Consider the following 17,484-nt stretch of genomic DNA (forward strand, 5'->3'; position numbering starts at 1 on the left):
CTCTATGTGAACTAAAGGGGTACAGCGCCTCACCGGTGCAGGTTGCAACCCGGGTTTCGGCCGCCACGATGGGCGTTTTGGGACAGACTCTAAAGATAGGCAAGGACTTACGGGCTGTCAACGCGCCGGGGGTGCCGCCGGAGAGCCCTCCCTAGGGCTACTCGAACTCCACCAAAAGGGCGCCCTTCTCGACCACCGTCCCGGGGGCCACCAAGATGCTTTTGACCCGCCCTGCGGCAGGCGCTCGGAGCTCGTTTTCCATCTTCATGGCCTCCATGGCGATGACCGGCTGGCCGGCCTCAATGAGGTCCCCAACCGCCACAAAGGCCCGAACCACCAGCCCCGGCATCGGCGCGCGCAGCGGCTGCGGCCCGGTTGGGGCGGCGGCCACGGTCAGGTCGCGGATCGCGCGGGTACGCTCGTCGAGCGCCTCCACGGCAAAGCGCCGGCCATCGAGCGAGAGCAGATACCGGCCGCGGGTACCGTCGCGGCGGGCCATCACGCGGTGCATCTCGCCGTCGAGGTCCACGAGCCGCACCGGGGTGCCGGGCACGTCGGTCAGTCGCGCCTGCTGCGCGGGGCCGCCGTTGACGCGGGCTTGGTCGCCCTCGAGCTCCACTTCCACGCGGTGGCCGTCCACCTCGACGATGTACTTCACGCGTCACTCTCCAATACGAGCTCGCACACGGTTTCGACGTGCGCGGTCTGGGGAAACATGTCGAACGCGGTCAGCGCGGTCACCCGGTACGACGGCAAGCGCGAGACATCGCGCGCCAGTGTGGCCGGATCGCAGCTGACGTACACAATGGCGTGCGGCCGCGCCTCCTCCAATAACGAGGTCACCTGCGCGTCCACGCCCGCGCGTGGTGGATTGAGCAACACCACATCCGCGGGCAGTGCGCGCCCGAGGAGATCTTCCACCCGCGCAGCCACCGCCCGCGAACCGGGTGCGAGTCGCGTGGCACAATAGGCCACCGCCTCTTCATCCATTTCAATCGCCGTCACCTGCACGCCCTCGTGGGAGAGCGTCGCGGCCACGTCGCCGGACCCGGCATACGCGTCGACCAATGTGCGCGGCGCGTGCGCGCGAATGCGTTCGGTGACAAACGATCCGAGGAGCTCCCCGACCTCGGGGTTCACCTGATTGAATGACGCATCGGGTTCCGCGTGCGAACGCCGATCGTGCACGAGCCGACGCGTGGCGCCGAACGGCACCCACCAGATGGCTTCGAGCGTCGGCACCGCCACGGCGAAGCGTTCGTGTGTGCGCCAGTCGTGCGCGCCTTCGAGCACCAGCACGACGCCCGTGCGACTCAGTCGAAGCGTGGCACGCAGATTCGGCACCGCCGGCAACAATGCCGCGGTCGCCATCACTTCACGCAGGGCGACGAGCAGACGCGGATCCGCAATACGACAGTCCGTGAGCGCAAAGACGCGGTCCATGTCGTCCCACGCATGAAATCCCGCGCGAATCCCTACGGCATCTCGGCGAATGGCCACCGATACACTGCGGCGGTACTCCCACTCGCGCGTGCCGAAACGCATCTCCGGCAGCTCCACCTCGCGCTTGGCAATCCGGCGCATGGCGTCGCGCACCATCTTCTGCTTGGCCTCACGCTGCGCGCCAATCGCGAGATGCTGGAGCTGGCAGCCGCCGCATCGGTCGCCGTCGTAGTGATCGCACTCCGGCCGCACGCGTGATGCGCCCGGACGCTCAATGCGTTCGACGACGCCGCGGGCGAGCCGTCCCTTCTTTTCGATGTGCGCCAACACCACATCACCGGGCGCCGTGCGCGGCACAAACACCACGAGTCCGTTGTGTCGCGCGACGCCGTCGCCGCCCGAGGCGATCGACTCGATTTCAATCGTGCAGAGTTCGCTCAACGGGACCGCAGCCCCTCGACGCGGGCAGCGCGCACCCAGGCGCCCTCGGCGTCGGCACGCGCGGCCGCGGGTGGTGCCCCGCCGCTACTTGGCGTTGCCGTGGCACCACGATCGTGTCGCGCCAGCAACGCGGCCGCGATCGCCGCGACGTGCACCGCGCCCTCATTCGCTGGTACCGCGAGCAGCGACGCGAGCCGCCGCTCCAGCCACTGAATCTCAATCTCACCGCGCTGAAACTCCGCGTCATCCATCACGCGCAGATGAAATTCGCGCGACGTCTCAATGCCATCCACCGACAATTCGCAGAGCGCCCGACGCATCCGCGCCACCGCTGCCGCGCGATTCGGCGCCCACACAATGAGCTTGGCGAGCATCGGATCGTAAAAGAGTCCAATATCCGAGCCGGCCTCGACCCCACCGTCCCACCGCACGCCGGGGCCGCTCGGGAGTTGCAGATGCGTAATGCGGCCCGTGGACGGCAAGAATCCATTGGCCGGATCCTCACTCGTAATGCGGCACTCCATCGCCCAGCCGTTCGGTTCAAAGGGCCCCGTGAAGGGCAACGTCTCGCCGGCCGCGATGCGGATTTGCCATTGCACAAGGTCCACACCCGTCACCAGTTCTGTGACCGGGTGTTCGACCTGAATGCGCGTGTTCATTTCGAGAAAATAGAACTCGCCGCTTTTGTCGAGCAGGAACTCGCACGTGCCCGCATTGGTGTAACCGGCCGCGCGAGCGGCGCGCACCGCCGCCTCACCCATGCGCTTTCGCAACTCGGGCGACACCGCCACACTCGGCGCTTCCTCAATCATTTTCTGGTGACGGCGCTGCACGGAACACTCGCGCTCACCAAGCGAGAGCACGTTGCCGTGCTGGTCAGCCAACAGCTGAATCTCGACGTGCCGCGGCCCCTCGATGTATTTCTCGACGTACACCGCGTCGTCACCAAATGCGTTCTTGGCCTCACGCTTGGCAGCATCGAGCGCGCCAGCGATTTCATCGGCACTCCACACGACGCGCATCCCCTTGCCACCACCGCCGGCCGCGGCCTTGAGGAGCACCGGATACCCAAACTGCGCGGCAACCTCCGCAGCCTCAGCGGCATCGCGTAGCGCCGTGGTGGTACCGGGTACCACGGGCACCTGATGCGCAATCGCGAGCTGGCGTGCGGCCGTTTTGCTTCCCATCGCAGCGATGGCTTCCGCGGGGGGCCCCACCCACACGAGCCCCGCATCGCGCACCGCACGCGCAAACCACTCACGCTCGCTCAGAAAACCATAGCCAGGGTGAATGGCTTCAGCACCGGTACGAATGGCCGCCGCAATAATCGCGTCGCCAAGCAAGTAACTCTGCGCGGAAGGCGCCGGGCCGAGGCGCACCGCTTCGTCGGCTTCGCGCACATGCGGCGCACTCGCGTCGGCATCGGAATACACCGCGACCGACAGCACCCCTAACTCGCGGCAGGCCCGCACCACGCGCAGTGCAATCTCGCCGCGGTTGGCGATTAATAGTTTACGAAACATGGGTCAGCTCGACCGCCGGCATGGCGCCGGCGCTCCGGATAGGTCGCGACAGATCAGCATCACAGCGGAATGTTGCCGTGTTTCTTCGGCGGATTGCTGTCGCGTTTGCCCTGCAGCGTTTCGAGCGCGTCAATCAGACGCGGGCGGGTGTCGCGCGGATCGATAATGTCATCCACGTAGCCACGACTCGCCGCGACGTATGGATTGGCGAACTTCGCCGCGTACTCGGCCACCTTCGCATCAGTAGCGGCAACGGGGTCAGCGCTCTCGGCGATTTCCTTTTTGAACAGGATTTCCACCGCGCCCTTCGGCCCCATCACCGCAATCTCCGCCGTGGGCCAGGCCACGTTGAAGTCGCCGCGAATGTGCTTCGAGCTCATGACGTCATACGCCCCGCCATACGCCTTGCGCGTGATGACCGTGAGCTTGGGCACCGTGGCTTCGCAGTACGCGTAGAGCAGCTTGGCGCCGTGCTTGATAATGCCGCCGTGCTCCTGTGCGACACCGGGGAGAAAACCCGGCACGTCTTCGAAGGTCACAATCGGAATGTTGAACGCGTCGCAAAAGCGAATGAACCGAGCGGCTTTGACGCTCGCATTGATATCGAGACAGCCCGCGAGCACCGCCGGCTGATTGGCGACGATGCCAACACTGAAGCCCCCGAGGTGCGCAAAGCCGCAGATGATATTCGCGGCGTAGTCGCGCTGGACTTCCAGAAACTCGCCGTCATCAATCACGCGCCGGAGCACGTCGTGCATGTCGTACGGTTTGTTGGGCGAATCAGGCACGAGGTCGAGCAACGCTTCGTCTTTGCGGTCGCGCGGGTCGGTGCCCCGCCCACGCGGCGGCGCATCCACATTGTTCGACGGCACGTAGCGGAACAGCATGCGAATGGATTCGAGGCACTCGAGCTCACTGCCGCTCGTGAAGTGCGACACGCCACTTGTGCCGCCGTGCGCATCGGCGCCGCCGAGTGCTTCCATGGTGACGTCTTCGTGCGTCACGGTCTTCACGACGTTCGGGCCGGTCACGAACATGTAGCTCGTGCCACGGGTCATGAACACAAAGTCCGTAATGGCAGGCGAGTAGACGGCGCCACCGGCGCACGGTCCGAGGATCGCAGAGATTTGCGGTACCACACCCGAGGCCAGCGTGTTGCGCAGAAAGATTTCGGCGTAGCCGCCGAGCGACACCACACCCTCTTGAATGCGTGCGCCACCGGAATCATTGAGCCCGATCATGGGCGCACCATTCCGCACGGCGAGGTCCATCACCTTGCACACTTTTTCGGCGTGGGCTTCGGAGAGCGAGCCGCCAAAGACGGTGAAGTCTTGCGAGAAGACGTACACGAGGCGGCCATCGATCCGGCCATAGCCTGTGACCACACCGTCGCCGTAGGGACGCTGTTCGGCCAGCCCGAAGTCCTCGGACCGATGGGTGACAAAACGATCCAGCTCAACAAAGGTCCCTTCGTCCAAGAGCACGTCGAGACGCTCGCGGGCGGAGAGTTTCCCCTTGTCGTGCTGGGCTTTGAGGCGAGCGGCGCCTCCTCCCTGCTCCGAGGCGGCACGCCGCTGCTCAAGGAGCTGCAGTTTTTCGCGCATGGACATGGTCTATAGAAGGTAGCGGACGCGCCCCCCGACCCGCTACGGCGTACCCACCTCAAAGCCGATGTCATCGAGAATGACCGTCCCCGCAGGGCCACGGTCAAAGCGGAAGCGCACCGCCCGTACGTTACGCGCGTCGAACCCCGTGAGGCGGTCAGCGAATTTCGCGAGCGGAATCGTAAACGTCGTCATCACATCTTCGTGATTCTTGGACGGCGGACTGAGCCGTTTTTCTACGTACTCCCAACGCCAGAGCCGCACCGTGAGCGGCGGACGAATGGGGGCCACCTCACTCAGCGGGAGCGACGCTACGCGGCCATCGGCCATGACCAGTTCGACGGTTAAGTCGAGCGGCAGAGAATCGGCCTTGGCCTTGGCGCTATCGGCCGCCGTTTTCTTACTCGTCGAGGATTTGCTACTGTCGTTACTCGCCGCACTTTTCTTGGCCGGCGCGGCCGCTGCGCTGTCACTGAGGAACGCTGTATCGGCGGAGGCGAGCGGCTTTGGCATTTCGCCAACATTGGCCAGCCCAAAGACAAGCGACGACTGCGCGCCCAGCTTCCACGACGCCGCCAGCGAATCGGGGAGCGAGAGCGAGTAGCTCGCGCGCGTGCTGTCCCCACCGGCGCGAGGCGCGGTCCACCCAAGCATCACGACGTTGTTATTGAACGGCTGAAGCCCACGACTCCGCATGGTGAGGCCGAGCTCTTTCCACGTGGCCAAGCGCCGTCCGCTGATGCGCACACCCGCCGCCGATCCGCGCGTGACATCAATCCCTTCTTCGTAGTCGGCGAGATAGCGCGTGGTCGGCGATCCGAAGCGGGAGATAAAGATTGTCTTCGGAAGCCAGTTCCCCGCCGTGCGATGGTCCACGAACATAGGCCGGTAGGCCTTTTGGCCGCGTAGCGTCAGATCGAGAAAGCCGGAGATAAACACCTTGGCCACCTGCCGCTGCTCGTCGCCGGTCAGCAACAACTTCTTGTGCAGCAACCACCCAGAGTTGCCGACATCATTGTCGCCCCACACGGTATTGAACTGCCCGTGATTCGCGCGATACACAAAAAGCGCCGCCTTCACCCAGTCGCCGCCGTCGGTAAAACGCACGCGGTCGAACTGCCGTAGCCCCATAAACGTGCTCACGTCGCTGTCGTGCGAGCCGTGCAGCACGAAGTAATTCACATTCGCTACTGGTGTGCCCTTGTCGCTCGGCTTGTACTGCCCGTCCACCGGCGAAATCGCGATCACCGATCTGATGTTGAAGCCAAAGTCAAAGGTCACGCGTGCATCGTCGGGGTAATGCGTGAGCCTGTTGAACGCTGCGGCGACCGCCACCGCCTCGCCTCCGCGCGAGTGCCCCGCAATGGCAATGCGCGTCATGTCCACTTTGCCGTAGAAGAGATTCGTGCTGTCGGCATTCCATGCACGCCATACGGCGAGGTGCTTGAGAAGCATCCATCCGCGCGCGTCGTTTTCGCTGCGCAAGTCGCCGTTCAAAAAGTTTTCGTCCACCGATGCCACGATGTACCCGCGACTCGCGAGATGTTCGCCGAGGTACTGGTAGCCGGGATCGGAGAACTTCTTCATGTCGTGGTTGCCGTGCACAATCAGGAAGAGCGGGAACGGGCCGGCGCCCTCGGGATACCAAACCCGCGCGTTTACTGGGAGACGCTTTTCGTCAAAGCCCCAGTAGTCCCATCGCTTCTTCAAACGCTTCTTGTCGCCGCCACGCAAATACGGCGTGCCATTAACCGTGCGCGTTTTGATGGTGACGGAATCGCGGTACTCGGCGCGATTCTTATCGGTGCCGTTCCCGTAGTAGAGGAACTTCACCGCGAGCGGACCCTTCTCCGCCGGATTGGCTGCGGCAATGGTGTTCTTGGCGAGTTGGAGCGCCGAGTCGTCAGGCACGAGCAGCGAACCAGCGGGGCGGCAGGCGGCAAGCGCGAGGAGCGCGGCCGCCGCAAGATTTCGAGGGGTCATAAGTCGATGACGTTATCGGGTGCTCCTCGCTCCGGAAAGGGGGCTGAATCCGGCCTTCGCAAAACAGCCCCGCCGGTCAACGACCGGCGGGGCTGTTTCGGCATACAAACTCCGAGGCGACTACTCCTCGATATCGTCCGCGGTGATGTTCGCCGGGATTTCCGGAATGGCCGCTTCGCCTTCTTCCGTGAACACCTTGCTCGGCGTTTCCGGACGCGGCGGCTGCTCAGCCGGGATGCTCGTCACGGACAGCACAATGCGACGGTGGATCGGATCCACCTCAAGCACGCGCACTTCGAGATTCATCCCTTCCCACGCGAGGTCGGCCGTGCTCTGCACCTGGCTTCCCGTGAGGTTGAGCTGCGAAATCGGCACAAAGCCTTCGATGTCGTTGCCAATGTCCGCGACGACGCCCTTCTCCATCAGGCGCACAACCTTGCCCTTGAGTTCCGTGCCGACCGGATAGTTCTCACCGATCTTCAGCCATGGATCCTCAGCGGCCTGCTTGAGGCCGAGCGAGATGCGCTTGTTGTCGCTGTCGATGTTCAAGATCACGACGTCGACCGCATCGCCCTTCTTCACGACTTCCGACGGGTGCTGGACGCGCTTCGTCCAGCTCATGTCGGAGATGTGAATGAGGCCGTCGATGCCCGGCTCGATTTCGACGAACGCGCCGAACGATGTCAGGTTGCGAACCTTGCCATTGATGCGCGTGCCGACCGGGTACTTGAGCGGCAACACCATCCACGGATCCTGTTCGGTCTGCTTCATACCGAGCGAGATCTTCTCTTCGTTCGGATCGACCTTCAGCACCACCGCCTCGATCGCCTCGCCGATGCTCACGAGCTTCGACGGGTGACGGACGTTGCGCGTCCAGCTCATTTCGCTGATGTGCACGAGCCCTTCGATGCCCGGCTCGAGTTCGATGAAGGCGCCGTAGTTCGTGATCGAGACGACCTTGCCCGACACGCGCGTGCCCACCGGGTACTTGGCGGCGACGTCCTTCCACGGATAGCTCTGGAGCTGCTTGAGGCCGAGCGAAATGCGCTCGCGCTCCCAATCAATGTCCAGCACCTTGATCTCAAGCTCGGCACCGATCTGCACCATTTCGCTCGGGTGCGAGATACGGCCCCACGACATGTCGGTGATGTGGAGCAATCCGTCCACGCCGCCGAGGTCGATGAAGGCGCCGAAGTCCGTGATGTTCTTGACCACGCCCTTCCGCACCTGATCCTTCTGGAGCTCCTTCATCAGCTTCTCGCGCTTGCCGGCGCGCTCGGTCTCGAGAATCACGCGGCGCGAGACGACGATGTTGCGGCGACGCTTGTTGAGCTTGATGATCTTGAACTCGTACTTCTGGCCCAGGAGCTCGTCGATGTTCGGCACACGACGGAGCGCGATCTGCGAGCCCGGGAGGAACGCATCGACGCCCATAAGGTCGACGACCACGCCACCCTTGATCTTCTTGACGAGGACGCCGGCCACCGGCTGGTCGCTCTCGTAGGCCACACGAATCTTTTCCCACACGCGCATGAAGTCGGCTTTCTTCTTGGAAAGGACGACCGCGCCTTCCTGATCTTCGAGGTGCTCGAGGAGCACTTCGATTTCGTCACCGACCTTGAGGTCGGGAATATCCTTGAATTCCTCGAGCGGGATCGTGCCTTCGCTCTTGAAGCCGATGTCGAGTACGACGAGGTTGTCGCGAATCTCGAGGACGCGCGACTTGACGATCTCGCCTTCTTCGATCGACGCCAGCGTGCCGTTGTACATCTCCAGCATCTGCTCGTACTCGGCCGACGTGTACTCGTCTTCCTCGTAGAGTTCTGGGCGGCGATTGGAAAGGGGGCGGAGCTGCGCCTTCTGCAGGTCGCGCTTCTCACGTGCCGTCAACGGCGACGCGGATTCTTCGGGGGACTCGGTAGACTCGAGTGTTTCGGTGGTCATGGACCTTAGTCGCGGAGGGGATCGGCTCGCCGCGACGGCGAGGATTCGGGGTAAACGAACAAGGCTCCGGCCGATTTGCCAGAGCCATCTATTTTAGCAGGAAAAAGCCCCGCCGTCAATGGCGGTAACCGGTGTCGGGACGGGAACTTAGGCGCGTCGCTCCGCTGCCAGGGCAACGATCCGGGCCACTTGCTCTGCCTGGGTGATCCCCGTGGTGTCCACCCAGACCGCGTCAGGAGCGGGTTGAGTCTGCTCGCTGTCGCGCAGGTCGCGGGTCTCCAGCGCCTCGGTTTCGGTCTCCAAGGCCTCCGCAGTGGGCTCTCCGCCCCCCCGCTGGAGGAGGCGCCGACGCGCCCGCTCGGTGGGGAGCGCCACCAGCCAAATTTTCAGCCCGGCGTCGGGAAAGACCACCGTTCCCATGTCGCGCCCGTCGGCTACCACGTCATGCTCCTGCGAGAGCGCGCGCACCTGCTCGTTCACCCACAACCGGACGTGGTTCATTTTGGCCACGAGCGAGACCAACGCCGTCACGGCGTCGCTGCGGATTTCGTCCTCGCAGTCCGCGCCGTCAATGTTGGCGAGGAAGGTGGTCGTGCCGGGGCGGAAGCTGACGCGCTGCGCGGCTTCAAGCACCGAGCCTTCGGTCCAGAGCGTGGCGTCATCACCCTCACGTAGGCGCGCCGCCGTCACGGCGCGGTAGAGCGCCCCAGAATCCACATGTCGGGCGCCAACCTGTTCGGCCACCATGCGTGCGGTGGACGATTTTCCAGATGCGGCGGGGCCGTCGATGGTGACGGCGAACGGCGTCTTAGCGGATGGCACGGGCGAGGTCATTCCAGAACTCGGGGTAAGACACGCGGACACAATCGGGATCGTCGATTTCAATTTGATTGCCGGGGAGCGCGCCGAGAATCCCAAAGGCCATCGCAATGCGATGGTCGCCGTGGGTAATGACTCGGCCGGCGAGCGGTCGATCGCTCCCCTGCACCACAAATCCGTCGGGCAACTCGTCGGCCTCCGCACCAACCGCGCGGAGATTCTGCACCACGGCCGCAATGCGATCGCTCTCCTTCACGCGGAGCTCTGCGGCACCGGTGACGCGCGTTTCCCCCACGGCACGCGCGCCCACACAGGCGAGCATCGGGAGTTCGTCAATCAGCGATGGCACTTCATGCGGCTCGATGACCGTGCCGACGACGCGCCGCGGCGCCACCACGAGCGTGGCTACCGGTTCTCCACCGTTGTCGCGCACGTCTTCCCACCCGAGCCGCACGCCCATCCGCTCGAGCACGGCAAAGGCGCCGGTTCGAGACGGATTGGTGCAGACGTTTTCGAGCGCGATCTCACCCGCCGTGGCGAGGGCGGCAAGCGCGGCAAAGAAGGTAGCGGACGAGGGATCGCCGGGCACCGCCGTGTCCATCGCGGCGAGCGGGCCTCCCGGAACAAACGTCACTATCGTGCCCTCACTTCGCACATCGATGCCACGCCCGCGCAACATGCGCTCGGTGTGATCGCGCGTGAGGGCGGGCTCGTGCACCTCCACCGGCACGTTGGCGACGAGCCCCGCGAGCAGAATCGCGCTCTTTACCTGCGCGCTCGCGTGCTCGCTGCGCCAGGTGATGCCGTGCAACGCACCGCCATGCACGGTCATCGGCAGGCCATCGCCGTTTTCAAATTCAAAACGCGCGCCCATCGCGGTGAGTGGCTTTGACACGCGCTGCATCGGACGTGTACTGAGACTCGCATCGCCAATCACGCGCGACGCGAACGGACTCGCGGCGAGAATGCCCGCCATCACTCGCGTAGTGGTTCCACTATTGCCGCCGTCGAGATCGTGCGCACTTGCACGCAACCCGCCGAGCCCCACGCCCTCCACCACCATCGCATCGGGCGAGACGTCTGGCACCGCCACTCCAAGCGCGCGCAACATCGCCGCCGTGCTCTGCACGTCAGCGGAGGGCAAGAGCCCTGTGATTCGCGAGGCCCCGCTCCCGAGCGCGCCGAGCATCAGCGCGCGGTGCGAGATGCTCTTGTCACCGGGAACGCGCACGGTACCGCTTACGCGCATGGTTACCGCAGCCACCCTTCGAGGGCGGTCGCGAGGTCGGTCTTCTCGTCGCGGTACTTCACAATGACTGGCGTCTGCAACGCGAGTCCCTGCGACGCGGCCCATCCGCCGCTGACGTTGCGCGCCCCTGGCACCACCACCGCCCCCTCAGGGATTTCCAGCGGCGCATCAGCGGACGCGCGATACACCGTCTCGCGCACGAGATCGTACACGGGAGTGCCTCGTGTGAGGACAACTCCCGCGCCAATGACCGCTTTCTGCCGCACGACGGTGCCTTCGTAGACGCCCGTGTTGCCGCCCATCATGACATCGTCTTCAATGATGACTGGACTCGCGTTCACCGGCTCGAGCACACCGCCCACCTGTGCGGCCGCGCTGATGTGGCAGCGCGCGCCAATCTGCGCGCAACTACCAATAAGAGCGTGGGAGTCGATCATGGTACCGGCGCCAACGTACGCACCGACGTTCACAAACATCGGCGGCATACACACCACACCGGCCGCGATGTACGCGCCGCGCCGAATCGTGGAACCACCGGGCACCACGCGCACGTTGCGCTCCACGCCAAACTGCTGCGGCGGGTACGTGGCTTTGTCGACGAACGAAAAGACGCCGCCGGCTGGCGAGAGATCCGCGAGCGCACCAAAACGGAATCCTGCGAGAATGCCGCGCTTCACCCACGGCACTGCGCGCCAGATACCGTCGTCGCCGCGCGTGGCGGAACGCAGTTCGCCGCGCTCCAGCGCCGTGAGCAAGGTGTCAATGAGCGCCATCGCGTCGCTCGGCGCGGGCGTGCCAGCGGGCAGCGCCACCAGCGCTTCGATGCGCGATTCGAGGTCGTGCAGGTGGGAGGCGGTCACGCGCTGAGCGCTCCGGCCGCCACCAAACTCAGGCGCAGCCGCTCTTCGTGACGCGCATCCATAGGCACAAGCGGCAACCGCAACCGGTTGTCGAGCTTTCCCATGAGGTGCAACGCGGCTTTGATGGGGAGTGGATTCGATTCACAAAACGCGGCCTGGGCAAAATCGTGCAGCGAGAGATGTAAGGCGCGGGCCTCGTCCATCTTCCCCGCAGCGGCGGCCGTCGCCAGTGCGCTCATTGCGCGCGGCACGGCGTTGGAGATTACCGAAATCACCCCGTGACCACCGGCGGCCATCACGGCAAGCGTGAGCCCATCGTCGCCCGATAGCACGCGAAACCCTTTCGGCGCGTGCCGAATGATCTCGCTGATTTGCGCCAGATTCCCGCTCGCTTCTTTGACTGCCACAATGTTTTCGTGTTCAGCGAGCGCGAGCGTCGTTTCGGCTTCGAGATTGCTCGCCGTGCGACCGGGCACGTTGTACACCACCACCGGAAGCGGCGACGCCTCGGCAATGGCCCAGAAGTGCGCAATGATGCCGCGCTGGGGCGGTTTGCTGTACGCGGGCGACACATGCAACACGTGCGTGGCGCCGGTTGCCGCCATGAGCTTGGACGTTTCGATCGCAACGCGCGTGTCGTTGCCGCCAGCACCGGCAATCACCGGCACGCGACCCGCTGCGCGCTCCGCCGTCACGCGCGCCACGAGCAGGCGTTCTTCCAGCGAGAGCGTGGCGGCCTCGCCGGTGGAACCCACCGGCACGAGGCCGTGAATCCCCTCGGCGATCTGCCAATCCACCAGCGCGGCGAGCGTGTCGACGGCCACCGAGCCCTCGGCGTTGAACGGCGTGACAATCGCGGTGGAACATCCACTCAGCAATGCGGTCATTCGGCGGCCCCAAGCACGTGATCGAGCGTGAACACGCCGCGTCGCCCTGCCACCCAGCGCGCGGCCGTGAGCGCACCGGACGCGAACACCTTTCGGTCGCGGGCCGTGTGCGTGAGAGTGATCTGTTCGAACGGTGCATCAAAAACGAGTTCGTGTGTGCCGGGCACTGACCCCGTGCGAATGCTCGTCACCGGCAACTCGCGACCGAGCACGCGCCCAACGGCGGCGGCGAGCCAACGCGCGGTGCCCGACGGCGCGTCGAGCTTGGCGCTGTGATGCGTGTCCACGAGGTGCGCATCAAAACCGGCGTTGGCCTGCGCCATGATGCGAGCCGTCTCGGCAGCGATCCGCGAGAAGAGGTGTACGCCGATCGAAAAGTTCGGCGCCCAGAGCAACGCCCCACCGCTGCGGCGGACCTCGTCCTCGATCGTCGCGCGTTCGGCGTCCCAGCCCGTTGTGCCACTGACCACCGGCACGCCGGCGGCGAGGCATGCACGCACATTCGCCGCGGCCGCAGTCGGAACGGTGAACTCAATGGCCACCTCGGCGCCGGCGAGCAACTCGCGCGTGAGACCGCTCGCACCCACCTGCGCTTCGCCGAGCAGTGCGACCACGTCAAACCCCTGCTCTGACGCGAGCGCCGCCACCGCACATCCCATTTTGCCGTCGCCAATAATGGCGAGGCGTGTCCGAGGCGCGGTCACGCGGCCCCCGTGCCAAAGAATGCCTGATGCAACTGACGCATCACGGGCTTTACTTGATCGCCGTCAACGATCATTGTGAGATTAATGCCCGTGGCGCTCAGCGAGAGCATATGCAAGCGCGTGTCGCCAATGGCCGCGATGGCCTTGGCCATAGACGGCGAGCTTTCGCCAAGCCCGGCGCCCACCAGCGCGACGATGCCACGATTGCGTTCGAGCTCCACATCTCCAAAGGAGCGCAGCTCTGCGAGCACCGCGTCGAGGTGTTGATCGTCATCCACCGTGAGCGACACGGACACTTCGGAGGTCGTGACGACGTCCACCGATGTTTTATGGCGCGCGAACACGTCGAAGATGGCGCGCAACGCCCCTGGCATGCCGAGCATGCGGGGCGAGTGCACCTTCACCACCATCGTGTTCCCCTTTCCGGCAATCGCGCGCACCGGGAATGCGGGGGCCTCGGAGGTGATGCGCGTTCCTTTGCCATCGGGGCGCAACGAGTTGAACACAAATACGGGGATGCCGCGCTTTACCGCCGGCGCGATGGTATTCGGATGCAACACCTTGGCGCCGAAGCTCGCGAGTTCGGCGGCTTCGTCAAAGCGAATGTGCTCAATGAGCTGAGCGCCGGTGACGACGCGGGGATCGCAGGTGAGCATGCCGTCGACGTCGGTCCAGATTTCGATGGCTTCGGCCTGCAGCGCGGCGCCAAAGAGGGCCGCGCTGTAGTCAGAGCCGCCGCGCCCGAGCGTCGTCGTCACTCCCTCGCGCGTAGAGCCCATGTAGCCACCGAGGATTGGGACGCGTCCGGCTTTCACGTGCGGCACGAGGAGCTCGAGCGCGGCCGCCGCGATCGCCTCCTCTTGCGGCTCTGCTTTGCCGAAGGTGGCATCGGTAATGAGCACGCGGCGCGCGTCCACCAGCACGGTGTCGATGTCGTGCCGACGAAACGCTGCGGCAACAATCGGCGCGGAGAGCTGCTCGCCCATCGCGGAAATCGTGTCGAGCGAACGTGGCGTGAGATAGCCGAGCACCGACAGCGCTTCGGCGAGATGTGCGAGTTCGTCGAACAACATCGAAATTTCGGCCGCGACGTCGTCCGCGTCGGCACCGGTGCCAATGAGTTCACGCGCGGTAGCCAAGTGTCGCTCGCGGAGCGCCTCCACTTGTTCGATGGCGGCAACGAGCTGGCCGTTGGCCGCCATTTCCGCCGACGCAATCAGCGCGTTGGTGGTACCGGCGAGCGCCGAGACCACGACAACAGGATGCCGGTCGAGTCGGCCGCGAATAATGGCGGCCGTCCGCCGAATGGCGGCGGCGTCGCCCACCGATGTGCCGCCGAACTTGGCGACGATCACGAGCCAGCGCTCCGCGCAATCACACCCTGCTTCACGAGCACTTCGGCATTGAGAATGGAACCGCCCGCCGCGCCGCGGATGGTGTTGTGCGACATCGCCACCAAGCGTAGATGCAGAATATTGTCAGCGCGCACGCGCCCAACGGACGTGGTCATCCCCTTCCCGTCCATGACGTCGCGTCGCGGTTGCGGGCGATCGAGCTCGTCGCGTACGCGCAGCGGCACGTCTGGCGCCGACGGCAACCCCCGCACAATCTCCGCGCCACGCCATTCACGGAGCGCCGCGAGCGCTTGCTCCACGGTTGGCTTGGTTTCGAATCCGAGCGTCAGGCACATCGTGTGGCCATTTTCCACCGGCACGCGATTGGCGTGCGCACTCACCACGAACGGGGCGTACTCAATCGCCGAGCCGGTGAAGGTGCCGAGCATCTTTTGCATCTCGCGCTCGAGCTTGGGCTCTTCGTCGCCGATGTACGGCACGACGTTGCCCAGAATGTCGAGCGACGGCACGCCGGGATACCCACCACCCGACACGGCTTGCATGGTCGTCACGAACAACTGGCGCACGCCAAAGCGCTCGTGCAACGGCGCCATCGCCACAACCGCGGTGGTGGAGGCACAGTTCGCGTTGGTGACAATTGCGCCGCTCCATCCGCGCCGCGCACGCTGCGTGGCGAGAATGTCCAAGTGCGACGCATTCACCTCAGGGATGACAAGTGGCACGTCGTCATCCATCCGGTAGTTCTTGGCATTGCTGAGCACCACGCGCCCATCTTTGGCAAACGCCGGCTCAAGCTCTCCCGCTGCCGCCGCGTCGAGCGCCGAAAACACCACCGGCGATTTCACGGACGTGGTGTCGCAGTTCGTCACAATGAGCGCGGCCACATCGGCCGGCATGTCGCCCTCGATCCAGCGCGTGGCGTCACGATACGATTTGCCCGCCGAACGTTCGGAGGCCGCCACTTCGGCGACGCGAAACCACGGATGGCCGGCCAAGAGCCGGATGAACGTCTGCCCCACGGCACCAGTGGCGCCAAGAATGGCAACGGGAATGCGCGAATCGCTCACAGCAGTCTCAGGAGTCAAGGAGCGACCGCACCAGTCGCTCGTAATGGTCAACGCTCGCGCGGAGTTCATCGAGGGCAATGAACTCTGTCGCGGTGTGCGCTACGTGAATCGAACCAGGACCGAACAACAGCGGGGTCCCCCAGCGCGGGAGCAACGGAATGTCGGATGTGTAGGCCATCGGTGCAGTGGCAAAGCCGGGCACCGTGTGAAACCGTTGTGCCGGAATGAACGACCCGTATTCGAGTTCGGCACGGCCCGCCGCCCACGCATCGAGTGCCTGTTGAACGGGCGCCACATCACCCACGAGGCGCACCATCAACTCCACTTCGCATAATCCGGGAATGATGTTGGTGGCACTGCCGCCGCGAATGAGTCCGGCGTTCACCGTCGTCGGCCCTAACGTGGGGTCGGTCGGAAGCGAAAGCGAGTCGAGCTCCGTCAGCAGTCGCGCCATTCCAAGAATGGCCGAATCGCCTAGCTGTGGATACGCCGAGTGAGCCTCGCGTCCCCGCACGCGCACGGTGACGCGCAGCGCGCCTTTGCAACCGCTGGCCAGCCGGCTCTCCGTGGGTTCGCCATTGATCAGAAAACGACTCGTGGCCGGGAGAGTGTTGGCGGCACGCGCACCATCCGAACCGCGCTCCTCGCCCACCACGAACAATAAATCCACCCGTTCCTCACCCGCCGCCGCGAGGCGCTCGGCCGCGACCATCATGGCGGCGGCAATTCCTTTGGCATCGCAGGCACCGCGACCGTAGAGACGGTCGGACTCAAGGCGCGGCGCGACATACGGAGGCACGGTATCGAGATGCGTAGAGAGCGTGACGCCACCGCCCCTCCGCGACGCCCACACATTGCCGCGCCCAGGGGTGACTTCCTGCACGGTCACCTCCCACCCACGCGCCGTCAGCCACTGTGCCACGAACTCCACAGCCGCCGTTTCCTCTCGCGAGGTTGACGGAACAGCCAGTAACTCGGCGGCGAGGGCAACGACGTCGGTCATAGGATGCAATGTATACAAAACGCGCGATTCATTGTAGCTGTGAGCCATACGGAGATCGCACGGTCGCTTGACTCCGCGCCACAGGTCGCCCATCATTTTGGAGCGAGGCTGCTGGTCGGCGATGGAGTTCGCCGTAACCGCCCGGGTTGGGCTGATGACTCCTACGGACCACCTCCGGAGGAGATTTTTTATGCCCACGAATGGATTCGACGCGAAAGTACTCGGCCTGATCGGCTTGGGAAGCGCCGTCGGCGGGGTGAGCCGCTTTGTCCTTGGCACGCTCGTGCAGGCACGCACCGGAATGGGCTTTCCCTACGGCACACTGCTCATCAACGTGAGCGGTTCGCTGCTCCTCGGGTTCCTCATGCGGTACTCGCTCGGCTCCACGAGCCTCTCGCCGGACCTGCGAGCCATGCTCACGGTCGGCTTTTGCGGCGGGTACACGACCTTCTCGACGTTCTCGTACGAGACGATGTCCTTGATGGAGTACGGTGACTATCGGCGCGCGGCTGGCTATGTGACGGCAAGCGTTGTGCTGTCAGTGCTCGGCACCTTTGCCGGCGTGGCGCTTGCTCGCGCCGTGCTTGAGCGCTGACAGCACA

The 17,484-nt window shown here is 64.7% G+C and carries 15 protein-coding genes and 1 riboswitch; of the genes, 1 reads left to right on the plus strand and 14 read right to left on the minus strand.

Going from position 1 to position 17,484, the window contains the following annotated elements:
* Positions 1 to 157 precede the first annotated feature (157 nt).
* The 14 genes from NTZ43_06310 to NTZ43_06375 all read right to left on the minus strand — a co-directional run bounded on the left by NTZ43_06310 (position 158) and on the right by NTZ43_06375 (position 16,882).
* A complete protein-coding gene (locus NTZ43_06310; GenBank protein MCX5766820.1) occupies positions 158 to 658 on the minus strand; it encodes a hypothetical protein in 501 nt (166 codons plus the stop codon).
* Positions 655 to 1,884, minus strand: a complete 1,230-nt coding sequence (locus NTZ43_06315; protein ID MCX5766821.1) for a hypothetical protein — start codon at positions 1,882 to 1,884, stop codon at positions 655 to 657. Before NTZ43_06315 ends, NTZ43_06310 begins: the two co-directional genes overlap by 4 nt.
* Positions 1,881 to 3,407: an acetyl-CoA carboxylase biotin carboxylase subunit gene (locus NTZ43_06320; GenBank protein MCX5766822.1), complete on the minus strand. Its 1,527-nt coding sequence runs from the start codon at positions 3,405 to 3,407 to the stop codon at positions 1,881 to 1,883. The genes NTZ43_06315 and NTZ43_06320 overlap by 4 nt, the downstream gene beginning before the upstream one ends.
* A gap of 59 nt (positions 3,408 to 3,466) precedes the next feature.
* Positions 3,467 to 5,011, minus strand: coding sequence for an acyl-CoA carboxylase subunit beta (locus NTZ43_06325; GenBank protein MCX5766823.1), 1,545 nt, complete (start codon positions 5,009 to 5,011; stop codon positions 3,467 to 3,469).
* A 42-nt stretch (positions 5,012 to 5,053) separates the two neighbouring features.
* A complete protein-coding gene (locus tag NTZ43_06330) occupies positions 5,054 to 6,994 on the minus strand; it encodes a hypothetical protein (GenBank protein MCX5766824.1) in 1,941 nt (646 codons plus the stop codon).
* Between the two features lie 120 nt (positions 6,995 to 7,114).
* On the minus strand, positions 7,115 to 8,938 hold the full coding sequence (locus NTZ43_06335) for a 30S ribosomal protein S1 (protein MCX5766825.1): 1,824 nt from the start codon (positions 8,936 to 8,938) through the stop codon (positions 7,115 to 7,117).
* Positions 8,939 to 9,085: 147 nt separating this feature from the next.
* The gene (gene cmk / locus NTZ43_06340) at positions 9,086 to 9,772 is read right to left on the minus strand and encodes a (d)CMP kinase (protein ID MCX5766826.1); all 687 of its coding nucleotides are present in this window, start codon (positions 9,770 to 9,772) and stop codon (positions 9,086 to 9,088) included.
* Positions 9,747 to 10,988, minus strand: a complete 1,242-nt coding sequence (gene aroA / locus NTZ43_06345) for a 3-phosphoshikimate 1-carboxyvinyltransferase (GenBank protein MCX5766827.1) — start codon at positions 10,986 to 10,988, stop codon at positions 9,747 to 9,749. Before aroA ends, cmk begins: the two co-directional genes overlap by 26 nt.
* 20 nt (positions 10,989 to 11,008) lie before the next feature.
* Positions 11,009 to 11,866 carry a 2,3,4,5-tetrahydropyridine-2,6-dicarboxylate N-succinyltransferase gene (locus NTZ43_06350; GenBank protein ID MCX5766828.1) on the minus strand — a complete coding sequence of 286 codons (858 nt, stop codon included), beginning with the start codon at positions 11,864 to 11,866 and terminating at the stop codon, positions 11,009 to 11,011.
* Positions 11,863 to 12,753, minus strand: a complete 891-nt coding sequence (dapA, locus tag NTZ43_06355) for a 4-hydroxy-tetrahydrodipicolinate synthase (protein MCX5766829.1) — start codon at positions 12,751 to 12,753, stop codon at positions 11,863 to 11,865. Before dapA ends, NTZ43_06350 begins: the two co-directional genes overlap by 4 nt.
* Positions 12,750 to 13,457 (minus strand): 4-hydroxy-tetrahydrodipicolinate reductase, encoded by a 708-nt coding sequence (gene dapB / locus NTZ43_06360; protein MCX5766830.1) that lies wholly within the window; start codon positions 13,455 to 13,457, stop codon positions 12,750 to 12,752. Before dapB ends, dapA begins: the two co-directional genes overlap by 4 nt.
* Positions 13,454 to 14,812: a lysine-sensitive aspartokinase 3 gene (lysC, locus tag NTZ43_06365; protein MCX5766831.1), complete on the minus strand. Its 1,359-nt coding sequence runs from the start codon at positions 14,810 to 14,812 to the stop codon at positions 13,454 to 13,456. Before lysC ends, dapB begins: the two co-directional genes overlap by 4 nt.
* Positions 14,809 to 15,879 carry an aspartate-semialdehyde dehydrogenase gene (gene asd, locus NTZ43_06370; GenBank protein ID MCX5766832.1) on the minus strand — a complete coding sequence of 357 codons (1,071 nt, stop codon included), beginning with the start codon at positions 15,877 to 15,879 and terminating at the stop codon, positions 14,809 to 14,811. The genes lysC and asd overlap by 4 nt, the downstream gene beginning before the upstream one ends.
* A 7-nt stretch (positions 15,880 to 15,886) precedes the next feature.
* Positions 15,887 to 16,882 carry a M20/M25/M40 family metallo-hydrolase gene (locus NTZ43_06375; protein ID MCX5766833.1) on the minus strand — a complete coding sequence of 332 codons (996 nt, stop codon included), beginning with the start codon at positions 16,880 to 16,882 and terminating at the stop codon, positions 15,887 to 15,889.
* A 108-nt stretch (positions 16,883 to 16,990) separates the two neighbouring features.
* A riboswitch (Fluoride riboswitch) is annotated at positions 16,991 to 17,053 on the plus strand.
* A 19-nt stretch (positions 17,054 to 17,072) separates the two neighbouring features.
* Between NTZ43_06375 and crcB the strand changes: the two genes are divergently transcribed.
* The gene (gene crcB, locus NTZ43_06380; protein MCX5766834.1) at positions 17,073 to 17,477 is read left to right on the plus strand and encodes a fluoride efflux transporter CrcB; all 405 of its coding nucleotides are present in this window, start codon (positions 17,073 to 17,075) and stop codon (positions 17,475 to 17,477) included.
* Positions 17,478 to 17,484: the final 7 nt, after the last annotated feature.

This window comes from Gemmatimonadota bacterium (assembly GCA_026387915.1).
Taxonomy (GTDB): domain Bacteria; phylum Gemmatimonadota; class Gemmatimonadetes; order Gemmatimonadales; family Gemmatimonadaceae; genus Fen-1231.